Here is a 20,392-nt window from a genome sequence, read left to right on the forward strand (position 1 = left end):
ACCGCCCTTTCGTGAGCGTCACGGGGACCGCCGGGTCGAGGCCCGCAGTCCGTGGTACCAGCCGAGGACCCGCCGCTCGACCAGTTGGAAGACGACGGAGAGCACGAAGCCGAGCAGACCGAGGACGAGGATTCCGGTCCACATCTCGGGGACCGCGAAGCTGCGCTGGAACTGCACGACGGTGAAGCCGAGGCCGTCGCTGGCCGCGAACATCTCGCTGATGACCATGAGGATGATGCCGATCGACAGGGCCTGCCGCAGCCCCGCGAAGATCTGCGGACTCGCCGAGCGCAGCACCACGTCCTTGAGGCGGGCGATGCCCGTGATGCCGTACGAGCGGGCCGTCTCCGTCATCACGGAGTCCACCGCGCGCACCCCCTCGACGGTGTTGAGCAGGATCGGCCAGACAGAGCCGCTGGCGATCACGACGATCTTCATCGTGTCGTCGATGCCCGCGAACAGCATGATGACCGGAACGAGGACCGGCGGCGGCACCGCCCGCAGGAACTCCAGGACCGGCTCGCACACCGCCCGCACCCGCCGGTAGGAGCCGATGACCGTGCCGATGGCGACACCCGCGACGGCGGCCACGGCGTACCCGGCCGAGAGCCGGAGCACGCTGGGCAGCACGTCGTTCTTGAACCGCTCGCCCGTCCACACGTCCGGGAAGGTCTGCAGGATGGTCCGCAGGGGCGGCCAGAACACGTCGGTACTGCCGTCGGACGCGAACCACCAGATCGTGAACAGCAGCGCGGGCAGCGCGAGTACGAAGAACAGCCGCAGCACAACGCCCTTCACACCGCCACCTCCCCGCGCACCGACTGATGCCATGCCAGGGCCCGTCGCTCCACGGTACGCGCGCCCACGTTGATGAGGAGCCCCAGAACCCCGGTCACCACGATCAGCGCGTACATCTCCGGTACCGCCTGGGAGTTCTGCGCCACCGCGATGCGGGCGCCCAACCCCGGTGCGCCGATGACGAGTTCGGCGGTGATGGCGAGGATCAGTGCGACGGCGGCGGCCAGCCGGATGCCGGTCATGACGTACGGCAGCGCGGTCGGCCACAGGACGTGCCGGACCCGTGCCCAGGGACCGAGACCGTAGGACCGGGCCGTCTCCTCGGCGACCGGGTCGACGTCCTGGACGCCGTACAGGACCTGGATCAGCACCTGCCAGAACGAGGCGTACACGACGAGCAACAGCACCGAGCGCAGTTCGGTGCCGTACAACAGCACCGCGAGGGGGATCAGGGCGACCGAGGGGATCGGGCGCAGGAACTCGATCGTGGAGGCCGTGGCCTCGCGCAGATACGGCACCACCGCGATGGCGACGCCGAGGACGATGCCCGCCGTCGAGGCGATGACCAGGCCCAGCGCCCAGCCGGTGAGGGTGTCTCCGAGCGCCGTCCAGAAGGTGTCGTCGGAGAGCTCGGTGCCCAGGGCGTCAGCGATGCGACTGGTCGGCGGGAAGTAGGCCTCCTTGACGAGGCCGAGCCGCGGCGCCGCCTCGCCCAGGGCGAGGAAGGCCGCGAGTCCGGCGGCGCCGAGGGCGATGTTGAGGCCCCTCACGGCAGCAGCTTGTCCAGGTCGGGTGCCGTCTTGAAGAGGCCGTCGTCCTGGCCGAGCTTCTGCAGCGCGTCGAGGGAGGCACGGTCCGGTTCGGCCGGCCAGGCGGGCAGGGTGACCTTCGCCAGCACGGCCGCCGGGATCTTCGTGTACGTGGTGACGATCTGGCGGGCCTCGTCCGGGTGGGCGTCCGCGTAGGCGAGCGACTCGGCGACGGCGGCCTGGAACCTCTTCACGACGGCCGCGTTCCGCTGCTCGTACGACGTCGACGTGAAGTACATGGCCACGGTGAGGTCGGGGGCGACGTCCACGAGGGGCGAGGCGATCTCCCGGGCGCCCTGGCTCTTCACGGTCGCGAGGGCCGGCTCGACCACCATGGCCGCGTCGATCTGCCCGCTGTCCAGGGCGGCCGGCATCTGGTCGAAGGCGAGCTCGACGAACTTCACCTTGTCCGGGTCGCCGCCCGCCTTGCGCACCGACTCGCGCACCGCGGTCTCGTTGATGTTCTTCAGGGTGTTGATCGCGACCTTCTTGCCCTCCACCTGGTCGGCCGACTTGATCGAGCTGTCGCCCTTCACGGTGAGGGCACCGAAGTCCTTGCCCTGCACGCCCGTTGAGGCGATGCCGTTGGAAACGACCTTCACCGGCACGTTGTTGGACTGGGCGATCATCAGCGAGGTCGAGTTGGAGAAGCCGAACTGGTACTGACCGCTGGCGACGGCGGGCACGATCGCCGCGCCGCCCTGCGCGAGCGATACCTCCAGCTCCAGACCCTGCTTCTTGAAGAAGCCCTTCTCCTGCCCCAGATAGAGCGGGGCGACGTCGACGATGGGGATCACGCCGACCTTGACCTTGGTGGTGCCGCCGGACGACGACGCCTTGTCCGATCCCGTACTGTCCCCGGACGAGCCACAGGCCGACGCGGTGACCAGGAATGCTCCGGCCGCTAGAGCGGCGAGCACACGACGCATGGCTCCTCCTGTGCAGACTTCATTGTTCCGACAGGGTGTGCGCACAGCGCACAATAGTGCACAGTGCGAAAGGTAGAGTTTTTGTGCTCCGCGGTCAACGCCCTTGGCTGACAATATTGTTGACAGTTGTTGAGGTGGAGGCGACGATGCCTGCAGCAGCCCGCACCCCGCACTTCGTCCGCTCCTTCGAGCGGGGCCTCGCCGTGATCCGCGCATTCGACGCGGAACACCCGGAACTGACGCTCACCGAGGTCGCGCGCACCTGCGGACTGACCCGCGCGGCGGCCCGACGATTCCTGCTCACGCTCGTCGACCTCGGATACGTGCACGCCGACGGCCGGGCGTTCCGGCTCACGCCACGCGTGCTGGAACTCGGCTACTCCTATCTCGCGGGCTTCTCGCTGGCGCAGATCGCCGAGCCGCATCTGGAGCAACTGGTCGACCGCACAAGGGAGTCGTCGTCCCTGTGCGTTCTCGACGGGGACGACATCGTGTACGTCACCCGGGTGCCGGCACGCCGCATCATGACGGCCGCGATCACCGTAGGGACCCGCTTCCCGGCGTACGTCACGTCGGTGGGCCGGGTGATCCTCGCCCATCTACCGGACGGGGAACGGGAATCGAGGCTGTCACGGGCCGACCTCCGCCCCCTGACATCGCGCACGATCACCGACGCGGACCTGCTGCGCGCCGAGCTCGAAAAGGTGCGGGCGCGCGGATACGCCGTCGTCGACCAGGAGTTGGAGGAGGGACTGCGCTCGGTCGCCGCCCCGGTGCGGGACCGGGGCGGCGAGGTGGTGGCGGCGGTGAACATCCCGGTGCACGCCAGCCGCAACACCGTGGCGTCGGTCCGCCGTGATCTGCTGCCGCATCTGCTGGACACGGTCGCCGCGATCGAGCGGGACCTGCGGATGGCTACAGGTCGAGGACGAGCCGCTTCCCCCGACACCGGGACACACAGATCATCATCGTCTCCCCGGCCTCCCGCTCCGCGTCCGTGAGCACCGAGTCCCGGTGGTCCGGGGCCCCTTCGAGGACATCGGTCTCGCACGTCCCGCAGGTGCCCTCGGTGCAGGAGAAGAGCACCTCCACACCGGCGCCGCGCACGGCGTCCAGCACCGAGACGTCTGCCGGTACGGTCACCGTCCGGCCGCTCTGCGCCAGCTCGACCTCGAACTCGGTGTTCTCGCCCGTTTCCTGCTCCTTCGGTGTGAACCGCTCCAGGCGCAGCATCCCGGCCGGGCAGCGCGCCTCCACCGCGTCCAGCAGGGGACCCGGACCGCAGCAGTAGACGAGCGTGCCCTCGGGGACGTCGTCGAGCACCGACGCAAGGTCGAGCAACCCGGTCTCGTCCTGCGGCGCTACGGTGACCCGGTCGCCGTAGCGGCTCAACTCCTCGGTGAACGCGAGGGAGTTACGGGAGCGTCCGCCGTACAGCAGGGTCCACTCCGCACCGCGGGACTCCGCTTCCGCCAGCATCGGCAGGACGGGCGTGATGCCGATGCCGCCCGCGACGAACCGGTAGCGGGGCGCGGGCTCGAGGGCGAAGTGATTGCGGGGCCCGCGCACCCGCACCTTGTCGCCCTGCCTCAACTGCTCGTGCACATGGGCGGATCCGCCGCGCCCGTCCGGCTCGCGCAGTACGGCGATCCGCCAGGCGGTGCGGTCGGCCGGGTCGCCGCACAGGGAGTACTGGCGTTCGAGGCCGGGGCCGAGCACGACGTCGATGTGGCCGCCGGGCTCCCAGGCCGGGAGCTGCTCGCCGAGGGGGTGGCAAAGGGTGAGGGCGAGCACGCCGTCGGCCGCGGTCTCCCTTCGGCCGACGACGAGTTCGGCCTCGTACACGTCACTCATGAACTGTTTCCTCGCGGCTCGTGTCCTTGCGGGTGGGCGAGCATCCACTCCCACATCTCGATCGGGTCCTGCGAGGTGTGCTCGCGGCCGCAGTGACAGGTGCCGTGCAGCACGTCCGTGCCGGGCAGCCAGTCGATGCGGTAGATCTCTCCCGTCGGACTGCTCACTGGACCTTCTCCACCGGCTTGGCGCCCTCCTCGACCAGCCGGGCGAGGATACGGCGGGCGGCCAGGCCGCCGGTGTCGATGTTGATGCTCAGCTCCTGGTACCCCGTCCGCTCGGTGCCGAGCGTCCTCTGCAGCAGGTTGAGGGCGTCCACGTCCTGCATGACGACGGTGTGGTTGTTCTTCCGCAGGAACTCGGTGACCTCGTCGTCCTCGGTCGCCCAGTCGCGCGAGACCATCCAGAAGTCGTACACCTTGCCGTCGCCGGACGGCGTGATCGCGTACGTCACCTCGGTGTGGAAGCCGTTCGGGTCGCTGCCGTCCGCCTCGGGCACCACACCGACGGGCGCGACGCGACTGTGGAGCAGATACAGGCAGGGCGCGCTGTACTCGATGTCCTGCCAGCGGGTGATCCGGCCTTCTATGCCGGTGGACTTGGCGTAGAACGGCGGGCACTCGGCGTCGTCCATGTGCCGGCTCACCCGGACGATCCCCGCACCCTCGTCGACCTCGGTCGTGATCGGCGTCTCGGCGACCTCGGGAGTCCCGATGTAACCGCCGTGCAGATACGTCTCGTGGGAGAGGTCGAGGAGGTTGTCGACGAGGAGCCCGTAGTCGGCGTCGATGGGCTCCATGCCGCGCACGGTCGTCCAGCCGGGGGAGTCCAGGTGCCTGGCCCGCGGAATGGTGTCGGCGTCCGCGAGGGCCGGGTCGCCGATCCACACCCAGATCAGGGAGTCCAGCTCGGCGATCGGGTAGGAGGCGACGCGCGCCGTACGCGGGACGCGTTTCTGCCCCGGCACATACACACACGTGCCCGTCGTGTCGTACGTGAACCCGTGGTACCCGCACACGATCCGGTCACCGTCGAGCCGGCTCGGCTTCTCGTGCAGCGGGAACCGGCGGTGCACACAGCGGTCGGCCAGCGCGACGGGCGTGCCCTCCTCCTCGGTCCGGTAGAACACGAGCGGCTCACCGAGGATCGTCCGGCCGAGGAGCTCCTCGCGGCCCACCTCGTGGCTGTAGGCGGCGACGTACCACTGATTCCTGGCAAAAGCGGTCATGTGCGGCATGGCAGTTCCCGTCCCTGTCGGCGAGGCGCCGTCGCCCCGCGTGCCGTGGTTGGACCCAGGTTCGTGAGGCGTGCGGGGGCTCGGCAAGGCGGCTTCCGTCAGGCGGAAGACGTTCCGTGAAAAGGCAGGTCAGGCAGGAGGCGGCAAGAGTCTCGGCCGGCCCGGCCCCGCGCGGGGGCGCGGCCGGACGGCAGCTTCGCGTCCCGCTCCCCGGGCACCCGCCCCGGCGCACCTCCCGTACCGCTGACTTTCACACGAGCGCCACCGGACCCTTCCCTGACGTTTGGTGCCCTTGGAACACTCGCACCGCGCGCATTGCGTCATGTTCCGGCCATCCGCACCCCTGGATGAGAGGCAGTACCCACCCATGCCCGAAGTCAACCGGCGCAGGTTCCTTCAACTCGCGGGCGCCACCTCGGCGTTCACCGCGCTGTCGAGCAGCATCCAGCGCGCCGCCGCGCTCCCGGCGAACCATCGCACGGGGTCGATCGAGGACGTCGAGCACATCGTCGTCCTGATGCAGGAGAACCGCTCCTTCGATCACTACTTCGGCGCGTTGCGGGGCGTTCGCGGCTTCGGCGATCCGCGCCCGGTGAAGCACGAGAACGGCAGGTCGATCTGGCACCAGTCCGACGGCAGCAAGGACGTCCTGCCCTTCCACCCGGAGGCCGACGACCTGGGCATGCAGTTCCTGGAGGGTCTGCCGCACGGCTGGACCGACGGCCAGCAGGCCTACAACGGCGGCAAGTACGACAAGTGGGTGCCGGCGAAGGGCACCACGACGATGGCGTACCTGACCCGTGAGGACATCCCCTTCCACTACGCCCTCGCCGACGCCTTCACCGTCTGCGACGCCTACCATTGCTCGTTCATCGGCTCGACCGACCCGAACCGCTACTACATGTGGACGGGGTACACCGGCAACGACGGTGCCGGCGGCGGCCCGGTCATGGGCAACGACGAGGCCGGCTACGGCTGGACGACCTACCCCGAGCGCCTGGAGCAGGCAGGCGTCTCCTGGAAGATCTACCAGGACATCGGCGACGGCCTGGACGCGGCGGGCTCCTGGGGCTGGATCGCGGACGCCTACCGGGGCAACTACGGCGACAACTCGCTGCTCTACTTCGACAAGTACCGGAACGCCCGGCCCGGCGACCCCTGGTACGACAAGGCCCGCACCGGCACCGACGTCAAGAACGGCGACGGCTACTTCGACCGGCTGAAGGCCGACGTCAAGGCCGGCACGCTGCCCCAGATCTCCTGGATCGCCGCCCCGGAGGCGTTCTCCGAGCACTCCAACTGGCCCTCCAACTACGGCGCCTGGTACATCGCGCAGGTCCTCGACGCCCTCACCTCCAACCCGGAGGTCTGGTCGAAGACGGCCCTGTTCATCACCTTCGACGAGAACGACGGCTTCTTCGACCACGTGGTACCGCCGCTCCCGCCCAAGTCCGCCGCGCAGGGCAAGTCGACCGTCGACGTCTCGCTCGACCTCTACCCGGGCGACGCCAACCGGCCGGCGGGCCCCTACGGCCTCGGCCCCCGAGTACCGATGCTGGTCGTCTCGCCGTGGAGCAAGGGCGGTTACGTCAACTCCGAGACCCTGGACCACACCTCGATCCTGCGGTTCATGGAGCGCCGCTTCGGCGTCAGGGAGACGAACATCTCACCCTGGCGCCGGGCCATCTGCGGCGACCTGACCTCGGCCTTCGACTTCTCCCGCAAGGACAGCCGCCCCGCCGCGCTGCCGGAGACGGACGAGTACGAGCCCCAGGACCGTGAGCGGCATCCCGACTACCGGCCGACGCCGCCGGCCGATCCGGACATGCCCAGGCAGGAGCGCGGTCTGCGTCCGTCCCGCCCGCTCAAGTACGCCCCGCACGTGGACGGTTCCGTGGACGCGGCGGCCGGCAAGTTCACGCTGACGTTCGCCTCCGGCGCCAAAGCCGGTGCCGCCTTCCACGTCACCTCCGGCAACCGCACCGACGGCCCGTGGACCTACACCACGGAGGCCGGCAAGACGATCGCGGACACCTGGAACTCGGCGTACTCCGGCGGCTCGTACGACCTGACCGTGCACGGCCCGAACGGCTTCTTTCGCTCCTTCAAGGGTGCGAACAAGGCGGCCGGACCCGAGATCACCGCACGGCACACCGGTGACGACGTCGAGCTGACCTTCACCAACAAGGGCGCCGGCACGGCCCGGCTCAAGGTCACCAGCGGCTACGGCGGCCGCGCCCGCACCCTCACCGTGCGGCCCGGCACCACCGTCAGGCACTGCGTCGACCTCGCGGCGAGCCGGCGCTGGTACGACCTGACCGTCACGTCCGACACCGACCCGGCGTTCCTGCGGAGGTTCGCCGGGCACGTCGAGAACGGGCGGCCCGGGGTGAGCGACCCGGCGATCATCACCGCCTAGCCGGAACCGCGCAGGTCAGAGCGGTGTGAGGTGCCCCGGGCCGGGCTGCCGGGGCATCAACACCGACTCGGGCGACACTTTCGCGGCTTCCAGCGCCAGAACGGCCGCGACCGGGTGGTCGGCATCGGAGACCGTGATGCCGTCGTCGTGCGGCCGATCCGCCCCGACCACGTCGTCGTACGCCTGATCCACCGCCACCACGTCCGGCGCCACCCGGCTCAGCAGCACCACACCCCACGCCGAGAGTCCCGCCCCGGCCAGTGCGAGGAGGATGCCCGACGCGCCGCCCTGGAGGCGTTCGCCCAGCAGCGACAGTCCGATGACCGCGGCCGCCACCGGATTCGCCAGGGTCACCACCGCCAGCGGAGCACCGAGGCCACCCCGGTAGGCGACCTGGGACAGCAGCAGACCGCCCGCCGCGAACGCCGCGACGAGCAGCGCGACGCCGATGACCTGCACGCTCAGCAGGGAGCCCGAGCGGTCCGTCGCGGCCACGGTCACGGTCTGGGTGAGCGCCGAGGCGACCCCGGAGGCGAAGCCCGATGCGGACGCGTGCCGCAGGCCGGGACGGGTGCCCCGGCGCGCCAGCAGGCCGATCACCGCGGCCGTCGCACCGGCGACCGCCAGCGCCTGCTCCACGCTGAGGACGTCGTCGGGCGCCTGCCCGGACGCCGTGACGAGGATCGCGGCCAGGCCGATCAGGGTGTACGCCGTACCCCGCCACTCCGTCGCGCTGACCCGCCGCCCGGCGACCCGCGCGCCCATGGGCACCGCGGCGACCAGGGTGAGCGCGCCGAGCGGCTGGACCACGGTCAGCGGGCCGTACTTCAGGGCCACCACGTGCAGCAGCGCGGCGCAGGCGTTGAGGGCGACGGACCACCACCAGGCGCCCGAGCCGAGCAGCCGCAGCATCCCCGAACCGGGGTTGCGGGAGGCCAGCCGCTCCTGGGCGACGGCCGCGCCCGCGTAGGCGACGGCGGAGAACAGGGACAGGACGACGGCGAGGGCGGTGGCGCTCATCGGCCGGCTCCGACCAGGACGTTCTCCTCGACCGGTGCCGGAGTTTCCTGTGTTTCCCGGGGCTGCCCCGCGGTCGTCGTCGTGCGCCGCGGCGGGCGGAGCACCGCGAGCGCGATGCCGAGCATGGCGGTCGCCACGATCGCGTCGAGCCAGTAGTGGTTGGCGGTCCCCACGATCACCACCAGCGTCACCAGCGGGTGCAGCAGCCACAGCCAGCGCAGACGGGAGCGGGTGGCCGCGATCAGGCCGATCGCCACCATCAGGGCCCAGCCGAAGTGCAGCGACGGCATCGCCGCGAACTGGTTGGAGAGGTGGTCCGAGGACGGCGGGCCGTAGACCGACGGCCCGTAGACGTGCGCGGTGTCGACGAGTCCCGTGGCGGCCAGCATCCGCGGCGGCGCGAGCGGGAACACGAAGGGCAGCACCAGGGCCGCGGAGGTGAGCGCGGCGAGGACCCGCCGGGCCCACACGTAGTGCGCCGGGCGACGCAGGTACAGCCAGACCAGGAAGGCCGCGGTGGCCGGAAAGTGGACCGTCGCGTAGTAGGTGTTCGCGATGTGAACGAGGGAGTCGCCGTGCAGCAGCAGGTTCTGGACATCGCCCTCGCCGGGCAGATGGACGGCTCGTTCCAGGTCCCACACGCGGTGGGCGTTGCGGAACGCTTCGCCGGTGTGACCGGTCGCCAGCTGACGGCCGAGCTTGTAGACGAGGAAGAGTCCTACGACGAGCAGGAGCTCACGGACGAGCGGCGGCCGCGCTGTCGCGCGGGTCTCCACTTCGGAAGGCTCGGTGCGGGCATTCATCCCCCGGCCCCTTCGCTGACGGTGGTGCGGGCTGAGCTGGTGACTCGTCTGGTGCGGCGAACTCATCGCGCTCATCGATACGGGTGCGTACCGATACGTCAGTGTACCGATACGGTCGTGTACCGGTACACTCACGTATCGATAGACGTACGCCACACTGGAAGCAGCCCCGCACCACCTTGTATGAAGTCGCTCAAGCCCCACTCGAACGAGGAGAAGAGCCGATGACGTCGCAGGCCGCGGACGGACCGGAGACGGTCGCCGCCTCGCGCCGCTCCAAAATCACGCCCGAGCGTGAGCAGGAGTTCTACGACGCCGTGCTCGAACAGGTCCGCGAATGCGGCTATGAGGCCGTGACCATGGAGGGTGTCGCCGCCAGCACCCGGTGCAGCAAGTCCACGCTCTACCGGCAGTGGAAGACCAAGCCGCAGTTCGTGGTGGCCGCGCTGCGGTCCCGGCGCCAGTCGAAGTTCGACGGCATCGATACAGGATCGCTCGCGGACGACTTGCGCGAGGTGGCGCGGGCCGCTGGCCGCTGGTCGAATGGTGACACCAAGCTGCTCCAGGCCCTCGGACACGCCGTCACGCAGGAACCGGAGCTGGCGAAGGCACTGCGGGAGGCGCTCGTCGACCCGGAGATCGCGTCGCTGAAGGAGATCCTCCAGCGCGGGGTCGACCGGGGCGAGGTCACCGCCGGCCATCCGGCGCTGGAGTACGTCCCGGCCCAGATGTTCGGCGTGATCCGGGCGCGGCCCATCCTGGACGGGGAGTACGCCGATCCGAACTACCTGGTCTGCTTCGTGGAGGCCGCGGTGCTGCCCGCACTGGGGCTCACATAAGACCCAGGCCGCCGTCCACGGGATGACTGGACGGTGACCTGCACGCGCCGCACCGTGGGGACGGGGGCGGCGCGCACCCCCCGGCCGGGTGGGGTTCCTCTTGAGCGGAGAGGCGCCCCACCCGGCCGACGGATTTCCCCGGGGGTGTCAGACGTCCTGGCCGCTGCCGCCGCCCGTGGACACCTTGATCCCCTTGGTGATCTCGTCGATGACGGACTGCTTCTCGCCGACGTCGACGCCGAAGCGCACGACGACGATCTGCTGCGCGTTCGCGGGGGAGGGGAAGGCCAGCGACTCGACGTAGCCGTCGGCGCCCTTGCTGGTGACCGCCTTCCAGCGGACCAGGTAGCCCTTCTGCCCGGCGACGGTCACGGCCTTGGAGGCCAGCACGTCGTGCGAGGTGATCGAACCGTAGGTCTTGCCGCCGTAGGACTGCTCGGCGTTCGCCTCGATGTCCGCCTTGGCGACCTGCTCGGCCGTCGAGCCGGCGGTGCCGAGCAGTGTCGCGGGGGCCGAGTACGCACCGCCCTTCGTGCAGTTCTGGGAGGTGTCGCCGGGGCACTGGTAGGAGTCGTTCGACGTGACCGACGCACCGGCCTGGATCTGCTGGCCGTACCAGTCGTCCGGGATGGGGATGCTGATCCCGCTGATCGCGTCGGTCACCGAACCGCTCTCGATCTTCGGTGCCTCGGACTGCTCGGGCGAGGGCGAGGCCCCGCCGGAACCGCCGGAGCCACCCGGGCCGCCGTTTCCGCCCGGCCCGCCCTGGCCACCCGTGGAGCCGTCCTGGCCCCCGTTTCCACCCTGCCCGCCGCCCGGCCCCTGCGGCGAGCTCACGCTGCCGCCGTCCGAGTCGTTGCCGGCCAGTGCCCACACGCCCACACCGATGGCGGCGAGGACCGCGACCGCCGCCGCGACGGCTATGCCGGTGCGCAGACCGCGCCGTCCGCCGGCCGGCGGCTGACCGGGATAGGCCGGATACGTGGGATACGCCCCCTCGGCGGGCGCCTGCGCCGCGGGACCCCAGAGGGCGGCCGAGCCCGCGGGGCGGGTCTGGTCCGTCCATGCCCTGCCGTCCCACCAGCGCTCGGTGGTGGGACCGTCACTTGTCTGTCCGGGATCGGGGTACCACCCGGGAGGAGTCACCTGCGTCATGCCCCCACCGTATGAGGCGTCGGTGAAAGTCGGATGAGAGGGGCGGGCCGCATGAACCTCGATTGGTCTCCTCGCGCCATCCCGGCTTCATCGCGGTGAGTACGGAAACCGCCGAGCGCAACCTCAGTTGGATAGCGAGCCCGGGGACCACATGCCGAACCACTGTTCGGCGCCGTAGGCCTCGAACCGCTCTACCTCGGTGAATCCGAGCTTCGCTGCGAGGCGCATCGAGCGGACGTTGGCGGTCTGGGTGGCGAGCACTACCGGTTCGCCGGGAAGCACGCCGGTGAACCAGTCGAGTGCCGCGGCGCACGCCTCGGCGGCGTATCCGCGCCCCCACGCATGCGGCAGGAACAGGTAACCGAGCTCGGCTTTCCCGGCCGCCTGAGGAAGGTGTCCCGTTTCTTGGGTGAGCGTGATCTGGCCGATCATCGATCCGTCGAGATCGACTGTGAAAAGGCCGGGGCGCCGGCCGGGTGCCCCGGCTATCTCGCGCTCGAGTTCGTCACGGGGTCGGGGGCCGCCGAGGTAGGTGCTTACCTCTGGTGAGGCCAGCAGCTCGATGACCGCCACACGGTCCCGGGCCTCGGGCTCGCGGAGCACGAGCCTCTCGGTCTTGATCGGGGCTGGTGGCCAGGCGACGGGTTCGAGATCAGTCATGCCGACCAACCAATCAGCAGACTCGGCAGTGACCAGGATTCGCGGACCCGTCAACTCACGTGCCCGGGCCCCACCTTCTTCTCCCGCATCCCCGCCAACGAGCCACAGCCGCACTGCTGCGCGCTGCGGGTGGGTTCTCAGCGCGCGGCCATCCGTCGGTTCCTCCTCCGGTTTTTGACCATTCGTCAAACAGCAAGGGGCGGCAGGTCACAGGCCTGATGCGTCGACTGCCTGAAACCGCTGTCACCCGTCAAGGCAACAGCTGCCCGGACCGCCCTCCACGTAGCCAATCGGACGGCTACGCTCGAGGTCTGTACGTCGTTCGGGCGACTTGGGGAGGTAATGGGATGACGGAGGAAGGGCCCACGCCGGCCGCCTCGCCTTCCCTCTGGGAGCGCGACGAGGAGGTCGCCGCCGTGGAGCGGGCGATCGGCATCCTGCGCGCGGACCGGTCCTCCTCGGGCAACCTCCTGGTGTTCCGCGGCGAGGCGGGACTAGGCAAGACCGCACTGCTCACCGAGACGCGCCGGATCGCCGAGGCACGCGGCTGCACCGTCTGGTCCGCCCGCGGCGGCGAGACCCTCAGGTCGGTCCCCTTCAACGTGGTACGCCAACTGCTCCAGCCCGCGCTCGTCTCCCTGATGCCGGAGGAGGCGCGCGAGTATCTCGGCGACTGGTACGACATCGCGGGCCCCGCCCTGGGTGTGACGGATCCCGGCGAGCGCCAGGCCGACCCGCAGGGCGTGTGCGACGGTCTGGTCGCCGCGGTGCGCCGACTCGCCCGCCGCGACTGGCCGCTCGTCCTCGTGATCGACGACGCGCACTGGGCCGACCAGGAGACCCTGCGCTGGCTCGCCGCGTTCGCCGAGCGCCTCGACGACCTCTCCGTCCTGCTCGTGGTGGCCCGCCGCCCCGGGGACGTCACCGGCGAGAGCGCCCGCCACCTCGACGCCGTCTCCGCCGCCGCGGGCGGCCCGGTCGCCACGCTCAGCGCGCTCACCCCGGACGCCACCGCAGGCCTCACCCGCGCCACCCTCGGCGCGCACGCCGACGCCCCGTTCTGCCGCGAGGTCTGGGCCGTCACCGGCGGCAACCCCTACGAGACCGTCGAACTCCTCGCCAAGGTCCAGGACAGCGAACTCGAACCCGTCGAGGCCCAGGCCTGCGAACTGCGCGCCCTGAACCGCTCCGCGCGCGGCGGCGGCCTCGTCGCCCGCCTGGAGGGACTCGGCATCGAGGCCACCCGGTTCGCCTGGGCGGCGGCCATCCTCGGCACCGGCATCTCCGTCGACCTCGTCGCCAAGCTCGCCACCATGGGCCGCGACGACTCCGTGCGCTGCGCCGAACTCCTGCGCAACGCCCGCATCCTCACCGAACCCGACCCGGCCGCCGTAGCGGCCGCCGACGGCGACCTGGAGTTCGTCCACCCGCTCATCGCCACCGCCGTCTACAACTCCATCCCCGACGCCCTGCGCACCGCCATGCACGGCATCGCCGCCCAGGTCGTCGCCGACTCGGGTCTCGGCGCCGCCATGGCCTCCCGCCACCTCCTCCAGGTGCACCCGGACGACGACGAGGAACTCGTCGAGCAGCTGCGCGAGGCTGCCCGTGAACACGTCGCCGTCGGCGCCCCGGACGCGGCCCGCCGCTGTCTGGAACGGGCACTGCGGGAACCGCCCCGTCCCGAGACCCACGCGCGCGTGCTCTACGAACTCGGCTGCGCCACCCTGCTGACCGCACCCGCCACCACCGTCGACCACCTCCAGTCCGCGCTCGCCATGCCAGGCCTGGACGGCGCGGAACGCATCCAAGCCGTCTTCCGCCTCTCTCAGGCCCTGCTCCACAACGACCAGCTGGAGGACGCCGTTCGCACGGTCGAGGCGGAGGCCGCCCGGCTCGGACCCGGGCCCGCACAGCTGCGGCTGCGGGCCGTCCAGTACATGTGGGAGGGCATCCACGCGGGCGAGGCGAGCTCCCCGGGACGCTCCGAGCGGCTCGCCGAACTCGCCGCGACCTGCACCGGACGCGACAACTCCGAGCGCGCCCTGCTCATCCTGCGCGGCTTCGACGCCATGACCCACGGGGAGAACGCGGAGGTCGTCGTCGAGCTGAGCGACCGCGCCCTCGTCAACGGCCGCCTGGCACCCGGACTCGGCTGGACCGACACCGAGTGGGGCCTCGAGATCCTCATGATGCTCGCCAGCTCCTACACCTACACCGACCGGCTCGACCGCGCCGAGAGCATGTTCACCGAGGCCCTGCGTACCTACGAGTCGGCCGGCTGGAGCGGCGGCCACCTCGCCCTGGCCCACGCCTTCCTCGGCTTCGCGCACCGCCGGCGCGGCCGCCTCAGGGAGGCCGAGTCCACGCTGCGCGAGTCCCTGCGCATCGCCGAGCGTGTCGGCCGGGGACTGCCCCTGTACTGGTCGGCGACCTGCAACCTCGTCGACACGCTGCTCGCCCGCGGCCATGTCGACGAGGCCTGGGAGGTCGCCGAACAGTACGGTTTCGCCCCGCCCTACCCGTCCACCATCGTGCTGCCCGACCCGCAATCCGTACGCGGCCGGCTGCTGCTCGCCGTCGGCCGCACCCAGGACGCGGTCAACGAGCTGGAGGCCGCGGAGAAGGCGGCGACCGCCCGCGGCCATCTCAACCCGGTGATGGTCCCCTGGGCGCTCGACCTGGCCCGCGCTCTCTCCACGACGGACCCGGTCCGCGCGGCCCAACTCGCCTCCGACGCCCGGCGCCGCGCCGAGCGCTTCGGCACGGACACGGCGATCGGGGAGGCGCTGCGGTGCGCTGCCGCGCTGGAGACGGGGCAGCGGGCGGTGCGGTTGCTGTCCCAGGCGGTGACGTATCTGGAGTCCTCGCCCTGTCAGTACGAGCATGCGGCCGCGCGGGTGGAGTACGGGATCGCTGCGCGGTCGGTTGCCGAGATCCATCGGGGCTTGGCGTTGGCACGGTCGTGTGGGGCGGATGGGCTTGTGGCGCAGGCGCGGGAGGTGCTGGAGACGGGGAGGGGACTGCGGTGAGGTGCAGGCCGCAGGCTGTGTGTGGCTGGTCGCGCCCACGCGGCGGAGCCGCATATCGATACAGCCCCGCGCCCCTTAAGGGGCGCTACAGCGCGAGGAGTTGGTCTGTGACCTCCTCCAGGCGCTTCTGCATCTCCCTGTCGTACGTTTCCTCGTGCGCCCGGGCCGGACGCGTTCCGTCGAAGTAGCCGCCTGTCCCCAAGTCCTGTGTGGCCAGGGCCAGTACACCCGGCGCGCCGTCCGCCACCGTGCTCCGCGGTGTGAACTCGCCCTCGCGCACCATCGCCGTGTCCATGAACGTCGCCGGGTGCAGGACGTTCACCGCGACGCCCGTACCGGCCAACTCCTCGGCCAGGGTGAACGTATGGGCCGCCAGGGCGAACTTGGCGCGTCGGTACGCCGCGAAACCGTCGTATCCGCGACGGAACCCGATGTCGTCGAAGTCGACGGGGTCCTGGCCGACCGAGCCCACGTTGACGATGGGGGTGGGCGCGTTCGCGCGCAGCACCGGCAGCAGGGCACGGGTCAGGGCCACCGGCGCCAAGTAGTTGACCGCGAGCCGCAGTTCGTGGCCGTCGGCGCTCAACTCGCGCCCCGTGCCCGGCGCGCCCGCTCCGACGCCCGCGTTGTTGATCAGTACGTCCAGGTCGGGGCGGGCGTCGGCGACCCGTGCGCCCAGCTCCCGCACCTCGGCCAGCGAGGCCAGATCGGCCACGAACGCCTCGGCGTCGCCCTCGGTGCGCAGTTCCTCGACGAGCCGCTCGGTACGGCCCGGATCGCGGCCGTGGGCGAGCACGACATGGCCGGAGCGGACCAGCTCGAAGGCGAGGTGGTGGCCGAGTCCGGAGGTGGCACCGGTGATCAGAATCGTGGACATGCCTCCACCGTAGGCCCGCGGTGGAGGCATGTGCGTGACGTTGCCGCAGCTACGACCGGCAGGGTCACCCTTCTTCTTCCGCCAGCACGCGTTGCGCGGCGGCGAACGCCGAGTTGGCCGCCGGAACCCCGCAGTACACGGCCGTCTGGAGCAGTACCGCGCCGATCTCCTCCGGCGTCAGACCGTTGCGCCGGGCCGCCCGGACATGCATGGCCAGCTCGTCGTAGTGCCCGTGGGCGACCAGCGCGGTCAGTGTGATCATGCTGCGCTCGCGGCGGCTGAGCGTCGGGTCGGTCCAGATCTCGCCCCACGCGTAGCGCGAGATGAAGTCCTGGAATCGCGCGGTGAAGGGCGACTGCCGGGCCTGTGCCCGGTCCACGTGCGCGTCGCCGAGCACCTCGCGCCGCACCTCCATGCCCCGCTTGGCGCCACCGTCGAAGTGTGCGCGCAGAGCGGTCAGCACGGCCTCCGGGCACTGCGCGACCGCCAGATGCGAGGCCCCGGGGAGCTCGACGAGCGCGGCGCCCGGCACCGCGTCCGCGATCTCCCGCAGATGTGCCGGCGGGGTCGCCGGATCCTCCCGGCCCGCGACGAGCAGGGTGGGCGCGGAGATCTCCGCCAGCCGCTCCCGGATGTCGAAGGCGGCGAGCGCGTCACAGCAGGCGGCGTAGGCCTCGGGGTCGGCGTCCCGATGGTCCTGGACGAGCCGGGGCACCGTGAAGCCGGGCGTGAACCAGCGGGCGTCGGCACTCTCCACGAGCCGGTCCATGCCCTCGGCGCGGACCTGCGCGGCCCGCTCCTGCCAGGACCTGGAGCCGTTGAAGTGCGACGACGAGCAGATCACGGCCAGCGACGACACCCGCTCCGGATGGTGCACGGCCAGGTGCAGCCCGACCGCGCCGCCCAGCGACACCCCCGCGTACGCGAACCGCTCGATGCCGAGCGAGTCCGCGAGCGCGAGCACGAGGTCGGCGAGGTCACCGATGCCGGCGCCGGGACCGATCAGGCCGGCCGCGCCGCCGCCGTGCCCCGGCAGATCCCAGCGGACCACCCGGTGGGTGAGGGAGAGCTCGGGCGCGACCTTGTCCCACAGGGCGTACGACGTCCCGAGCGACGGTCCGAGGATCAGCGGGGGAGCCGAAGCGGGGCCCTCGGCATGGTGGTTGAGGAGTTTCTCGGTCAACGTCGCTCCAGAGCACGATCGGTGAGGGTGGCTGCGGCCCCCGTGTAACGGGCGGGGTCGGCGAGGCTGTCGAGGTCGACACCCTTCAACTCCGCTTCCTCCGCCAGGAGTTCGCCCAGGCTGCGGCCCTCGGCGTAGGTGCGCTTCGCCAGCTCGGTCAGCAGGGCCTTGGCGCGCGCCCGGCCCAGGACCGGCGCCAGTTCGGCGGAGAGCCGCTCGGAGACGATCAACCCGTGGGTGAGGCCCAGGTGTTCACGCATCACCTCCGCGTGCACCCGCAGCCCTTCGGAGAGTTCCGCGGCGTCACGGGCGGCGCCGCCGACCAGCCGGAGCAGGTCCCGCAGCGGTTCCCACTCCGCGTGCCAGGCGCCGGCCGGCCGCTCGTCCTCGGCCGTCAGCGACCCGTACAGCGTGGCCGCGAGCTGCGGCGCCCGCCGGGCCGCGGCCGCGATCAGCGTGGACCGTACGGGATTCGCCTTGTGCGGCATCGCCGACGAACCGCCGCCGCTGCCCTCCGAGACCTCGGCGATCTCGGTACGGGCCAGCGTGAGCACATCCGTGGCGACCTTCCCCAGGGCTCCGGCCGTGAACGCCAGACATCCGGCGAGATCGGCGATCGGGGTGCGCAGGGTGTGCCAGGGAAGCTCGGGCGCCTTAAGGCCGAGCTCCCGGGCGTACGCCGCCGGCAGCGCGGTCGGGTCGGTGGCGCCGTACGCGGTGAAGGCGGCCAGCGTCCCGGCCGCACCGCCGAGTTGGGCGGGCAGCGCGTTGCGTACGGCCGTGATCCGGTCCCGTGCGTCCAGTACCAGCGACCGCCACCCGGCCGCCTTCAGCCCGAAGGTCGTCGGCACGGCGTGCTGGGTGAGCGTGCGTCCCGGCATCACGGTGTCCCGGTACTCGGCGGCCAGCCTGGCCAGCGCCGCCGCCGTGCGCCCGAGGTCGGCACGGACCAGGTCGAGGGTGCGCACGGCCACCAGCACCGTCGCCGTGTCCATGATGTCCTGGCTCGTCGCACCCCGATGCACGTACGGCCCGTACTGCCCGCCGACCGCCTTCGTGAGGTCGGCGACGAGCGGGATCACCGGGTTGCCGCCCCCGCGCGCCCGTACGGCGATGTCCCGGGCGTCGAAGTCCCCGGACCGGGCAGCCGCGGTCACCGCCGCGGCGGCCTCCTCGGGAGCCAGGCCCAGCGCCGCCTGGGCGCGCGTCAGTGCGGCCTCCGCGTCGAGCAGCGCGCGCAGATACGCGGCGTCGCTCGTCGCGGAGGCGGCGGGGGATCCGGCCCACCCGGGGGCGAGCAGACCGGCGTCGGGTTCGGCAGAAGTCACTGGAACTCCAGGAAGACCGTCTCGCCTTCGCCCTGAAGGCGGATGTCGAAACGGTAGGTCCCCTTGGCGTCGTCCGTCGCGATGAGCGTGCCCCGGCGCGCCTCGTCCACCTGGGAGAGCAGCGGGTCGGCGGCGAGCGCCGCGTCGTCGCCCGGGAGGTAGATCCGGGTGTAGAGGTGCACGAGGAGCCCGCGCGCGAAGACGCACACGCTGAGGTACGGCGCGCTCAGACCTCGGGCGCCCGGCCGCAGCGTCCGCGCGGACCAGTGGCCGTTGGCGTCGGTCTGGATGCGCCCCCAGCCGGTGAACTCCACGCCGTTGCGGCCCAGGAAGCCGCCGCTCGACGGGTCGCGCCGCATGGAGCCGTCGACCGTCGATACGTTGCCGTCCGGGTCGGCGCCCCACAGCTCCACGAACGCGTCCGGCAGCGGGTTGCCCTCGCCGTCGTAGATGTATCCCTGGACCGCGATGGTGTCGGGGTGGCCGACGGGCGCGATGTCGCCGCCGCCGGGGAAGGGGAGGGCGTGGCCGTAGAAGGGCCCGACCGTGTGCGACGGCGTGGGCAGCACCGTCTCGGGACGGCTGATGTCGATCTTCGTCATGGCAGGTCAGCGCCCTTCTTCGATCCAGGTGGCGTTCGGGCCGTCGAGCACGACGTCCCAGTGGTAGCCCATCGAGAACTCCGGCACCGACAGGTTGTGGTCGTACGTCGCGACGAGGCGCTGCCGGGCCGCGTCGTCCGTCACCGACTGGATGATCGGGTCGTACGGGAACAGCGGGTCGGCCGGGAAGTACATCTGCGTCACGAGCCGCTGGGTGAACGCCGTGCCGAAGAACGAGAAGTGGATGTGTGCCGGGCGCCAGGCGTTGAGGTGCTGACGCCACGGGTACGGGCCCGGCTGGATCGTCGTGAAGTGGTAGTGGCCGTCGCCGTCGGTGAGGGTGCGGCCGACGCCCGTGAAGTTCGGGTCCAGCGGGGCGTCGTGCTGCTCGCGCTGGTGGGCGTACCGGCCGGCCGAGTTGGACTGCCAGATCTCGACCAACTGACCGCGCAGCGGGCGCCCGTCGCGGTCGAGCAGCCGCCCGGAGACGGTGATCCGCTCACCGATCGGCTCACCGTTGTGCTGCCGGGTGAGGTCGTTGTCGATCTCGGTGATGTCCCGCTCTCCGAAGGCGGGGGAGTGCAGCTCCACCAGCTCCGGGTCCTTGGACACGTCGATCGTGATCGGCGGCTGCTTGGGGTGGCGCAGGACCGAGGAGCGGTACGGCGCGTAGTCGCGGCGCGGCTGATGCTCGACTGGCGCACCGTCGGCGACCCGCTTCTCGTAGGCGGCGTGCTCGGCCGCGATCTCCTGGTCGATGTCGTGCTGGGTGAGTGTCATGGGGAGGTCCTGGGGTTTCTGGAAACTCGGGGTCCGGGGTCGCGCCCTTTCAGGGGCGCGGGGAACT

Annotated in this window: 19 protein-coding genes; 4 read left to right on the forward strand and 15 right to left on the reverse strand. The window is 71.2% G+C overall.

Translation table 11 applies throughout. The annotated features are described in order from the left end of the window. Nucleotides 1–18 precede the first annotated feature (18 nt). The 3 genes from TN53_RS00655 to TN53_RS00665 are packed head-to-tail and all read right to left on the reverse strand — an operon-like array spanning nt 19 to nt 2,536. Nucleotides 19–831 carry an ABC transporter permease gene (locus tag TN53_RS00655; protein ID WP_420719064.1) on the reverse strand — a complete coding sequence of 271 codons (813 nt, stop codon included), beginning with the start codon at nt 829–831 and terminating at the stop codon, nt 19–21. After that, entirely contained in the window at nt 795–1,568 is a 774-nt protein-coding gene (locus TN53_RS00660; protein ID WP_046256272.1) for an ABC transporter permease, read from the reverse strand. Before TN53_RS00660 ends, TN53_RS00655 begins: the two co-directional genes overlap by 37 nt. Next, on the reverse strand, nt 1,565–2,536 hold the full coding sequence (locus tag TN53_RS00665) for an ABC transporter substrate-binding protein (RefSeq protein WP_046256273.1): 972 nt from the start codon (nt 2,534–2,536) through the stop codon (nt 1,565–1,567). Before TN53_RS00665 ends, TN53_RS00660 begins: the two co-directional genes overlap by 4 nt. A 146-nt stretch (nt 2,537–2,682) precedes the next feature. Between TN53_RS00665 and TN53_RS00670 the strand changes: the two genes are divergently transcribed. Next, nucleotides 2,683–3,537, forward strand: a complete 855-nt coding sequence (locus TN53_RS00670) for an IclR family transcriptional regulator domain-containing protein (RefSeq protein ID WP_046256274.1) — start codon at nt 2,683–2,685, stop codon at nt 3,535–3,537. On the opposite strand, the gene TN53_RS00675 is transcribed toward TN53_RS00670, so the two are convergent. Genes TN53_RS00675 through TN53_RS00680 form a run of 3 tightly spaced genes read right to left on the reverse strand, consistent with a single transcriptional unit; the run spans nt 3,452 to nt 5,627 of the window. Continuing rightward, complete coding sequence (locus tag TN53_RS00675; RefSeq protein WP_046256275.1) at nt 3,452–4,390, reverse strand: PDR/VanB family oxidoreductase; 939 nt, start codon at nt 4,388–4,390, stop codon at nt 3,452–3,454. The two genes, TN53_RS00670 and TN53_RS00675, sit on opposite strands and share 86 nt — an antisense overlap. After that, nucleotides 4,387–4,557, reverse strand: coding sequence for a hypothetical protein (locus TN53_RS47745; RefSeq protein ID WP_095046218.1), 171 nt, complete (start codon nt 4,555–4,557; stop codon nt 4,387–4,389). The genes TN53_RS00675 and TN53_RS47745 overlap by 4 nt, the downstream gene beginning before the upstream one ends. Next, nucleotides 4,554–5,627, reverse strand: a complete 1,074-nt coding sequence (locus TN53_RS00680; RefSeq protein ID WP_199924480.1) for an aromatic ring-hydroxylating dioxygenase subunit alpha — start codon at nt 5,625–5,627, stop codon at nt 4,554–4,556. Before TN53_RS00680 ends, TN53_RS47745 begins: the two co-directional genes overlap by 4 nt. A 367-nt stretch (nt 5,628–5,994) precedes the next feature. Here TN53_RS00680 and TN53_RS00685 point away from each other — a divergent pair, with 367 nt between their 5' ends. Next, the gene (locus tag TN53_RS00685) at nt 5,995–8,046 is read left to right on the forward strand and encodes a phosphocholine-specific phospholipase C (protein ID WP_046256276.1); all 2,052 of its coding nucleotides are present in this window, start codon (nt 5,995–5,997) and stop codon (nt 8,044–8,046) included. 15 nt (nt 8,047–8,061) lie between these two features. On the opposite strand, the gene TN53_RS00690 is transcribed toward TN53_RS00685, so the two are convergent. Continuing rightward, the gene (locus TN53_RS00690; protein WP_046256277.1) at nt 8,062–9,066 is read right to left on the reverse strand and encodes a hypothetical protein; all 1,005 of its coding nucleotides are present in this window, start codon (nt 9,064–9,066) and stop codon (nt 8,062–8,064) included. After that, on the reverse strand, nt 9,063–9,869 hold the full coding sequence (locus TN53_RS00695; protein ID WP_046256278.1) for a phosphatase PAP2 family protein: 807 nt from the start codon (nt 9,867–9,869) through the stop codon (nt 9,063–9,065). Before TN53_RS00695 ends, TN53_RS00690 begins: the two co-directional genes overlap by 4 nt. A gap of 224 nt (nt 9,870–10,093) precedes the next feature. Here TN53_RS00695 and TN53_RS00700 point away from each other — a divergent pair, with 224 nt between their 5' ends. Further along, nucleotides 10,094–10,708, forward strand: coding sequence for a TetR/AcrR family transcriptional regulator (locus TN53_RS00700; RefSeq protein ID WP_046256279.1), 615 nt, complete (start codon nt 10,094–10,096; stop codon nt 10,706–10,708). A 147-nt stretch (nt 10,709–10,855) separates the two neighbouring features. On the opposite strand, the gene TN53_RS00705 is transcribed toward TN53_RS00700, so the two are convergent. Continuing rightward, a complete protein-coding gene (locus TN53_RS00705; protein ID WP_046256280.1) occupies nt 10,856–11,863 on the reverse strand; it encodes a DUF2510 domain-containing protein in 1,008 nt (335 codons plus the stop codon). Between the two features lie 123 nt (nt 11,864–11,986). Further along, the gene (locus tag TN53_RS00710; protein ID WP_046256281.1) at nt 11,987–12,523 is read right to left on the reverse strand and encodes a GNAT family N-acetyltransferase; all 537 of its coding nucleotides are present in this window, start codon (nt 12,521–12,523) and stop codon (nt 11,987–11,989) included. A 347-nt stretch (nt 12,524–12,870) separates the two neighbouring features. Between TN53_RS00710 and TN53_RS00715 the strand changes: the two genes are divergently transcribed. After that, nucleotides 12,871–15,555, forward strand: a complete 2,685-nt coding sequence (locus TN53_RS00715; RefSeq protein WP_046256282.1) for an ATP-binding protein — start codon at nt 12,871–12,873, stop codon at nt 15,553–15,555. A gap of 85 nt (nt 15,556–15,640) precedes the next feature. Here the strand turns inward: TN53_RS00715 and TN53_RS00720 are convergent, their stop codons facing one another. The 5 genes from TN53_RS00720 to pcaH all read right to left on the reverse strand — a co-directional run bounded on the left by TN53_RS00720 (nt 15,641) and on the right by pcaH (nt 20,325). Next, nucleotides 15,641–16,432: an SDR family NAD(P)-dependent oxidoreductase gene (locus TN53_RS00720; RefSeq protein WP_046256283.1), complete on the reverse strand. Its 792-nt coding sequence runs from the start codon at nt 16,430–16,432 to the stop codon at nt 15,641–15,643. A gap of 64 nt (nt 16,433–16,496) precedes the next feature. Beyond that, entirely contained in the window at nt 16,497–17,615 is a 1,119-nt protein-coding gene (gene pcaD, locus TN53_RS00725) for a 3-oxoadipate enol-lactonase (protein ID WP_046256284.1), read from the reverse strand. Then, a complete protein-coding gene (gene pcaB / locus TN53_RS00730) occupies nt 17,612–18,943 on the reverse strand; it encodes a 3-carboxy-cis,cis-muconate cycloisomerase (RefSeq protein ID WP_046256285.1) in 1,332 nt (443 codons plus the stop codon). Before pcaB ends, pcaD begins: the two co-directional genes overlap by 4 nt. Next, a complete protein-coding gene (gene pcaG, locus TN53_RS00735; RefSeq protein ID WP_046256286.1) occupies nt 18,940–19,545 on the reverse strand; it encodes a protocatechuate 3,4-dioxygenase subunit alpha in 606 nt (201 codons plus the stop codon). The genes pcaB and pcaG overlap by 4 nt, the downstream gene beginning before the upstream one ends. 6 nt (nt 19,546–19,551) lie before the next feature. Then, nucleotides 19,552–20,325 carry a protocatechuate 3,4-dioxygenase subunit beta gene (gene pcaH / locus TN53_RS00740; protein WP_046256287.1) on the reverse strand — a complete coding sequence of 258 codons (774 nt, stop codon included), beginning with the start codon at nt 20,323–20,325 and terminating at the stop codon, nt 19,552–19,554. Nucleotides 20,326–20,392 lie beyond the last annotated feature (67 nt).

This window comes from Streptomyces sp. WM6386 (genome assembly GCF_000972385.1).
Taxonomy (GTDB): Bacteria; Actinomycetota; Actinomycetes; order Streptomycetales; family Streptomycetaceae; genus Streptomyces.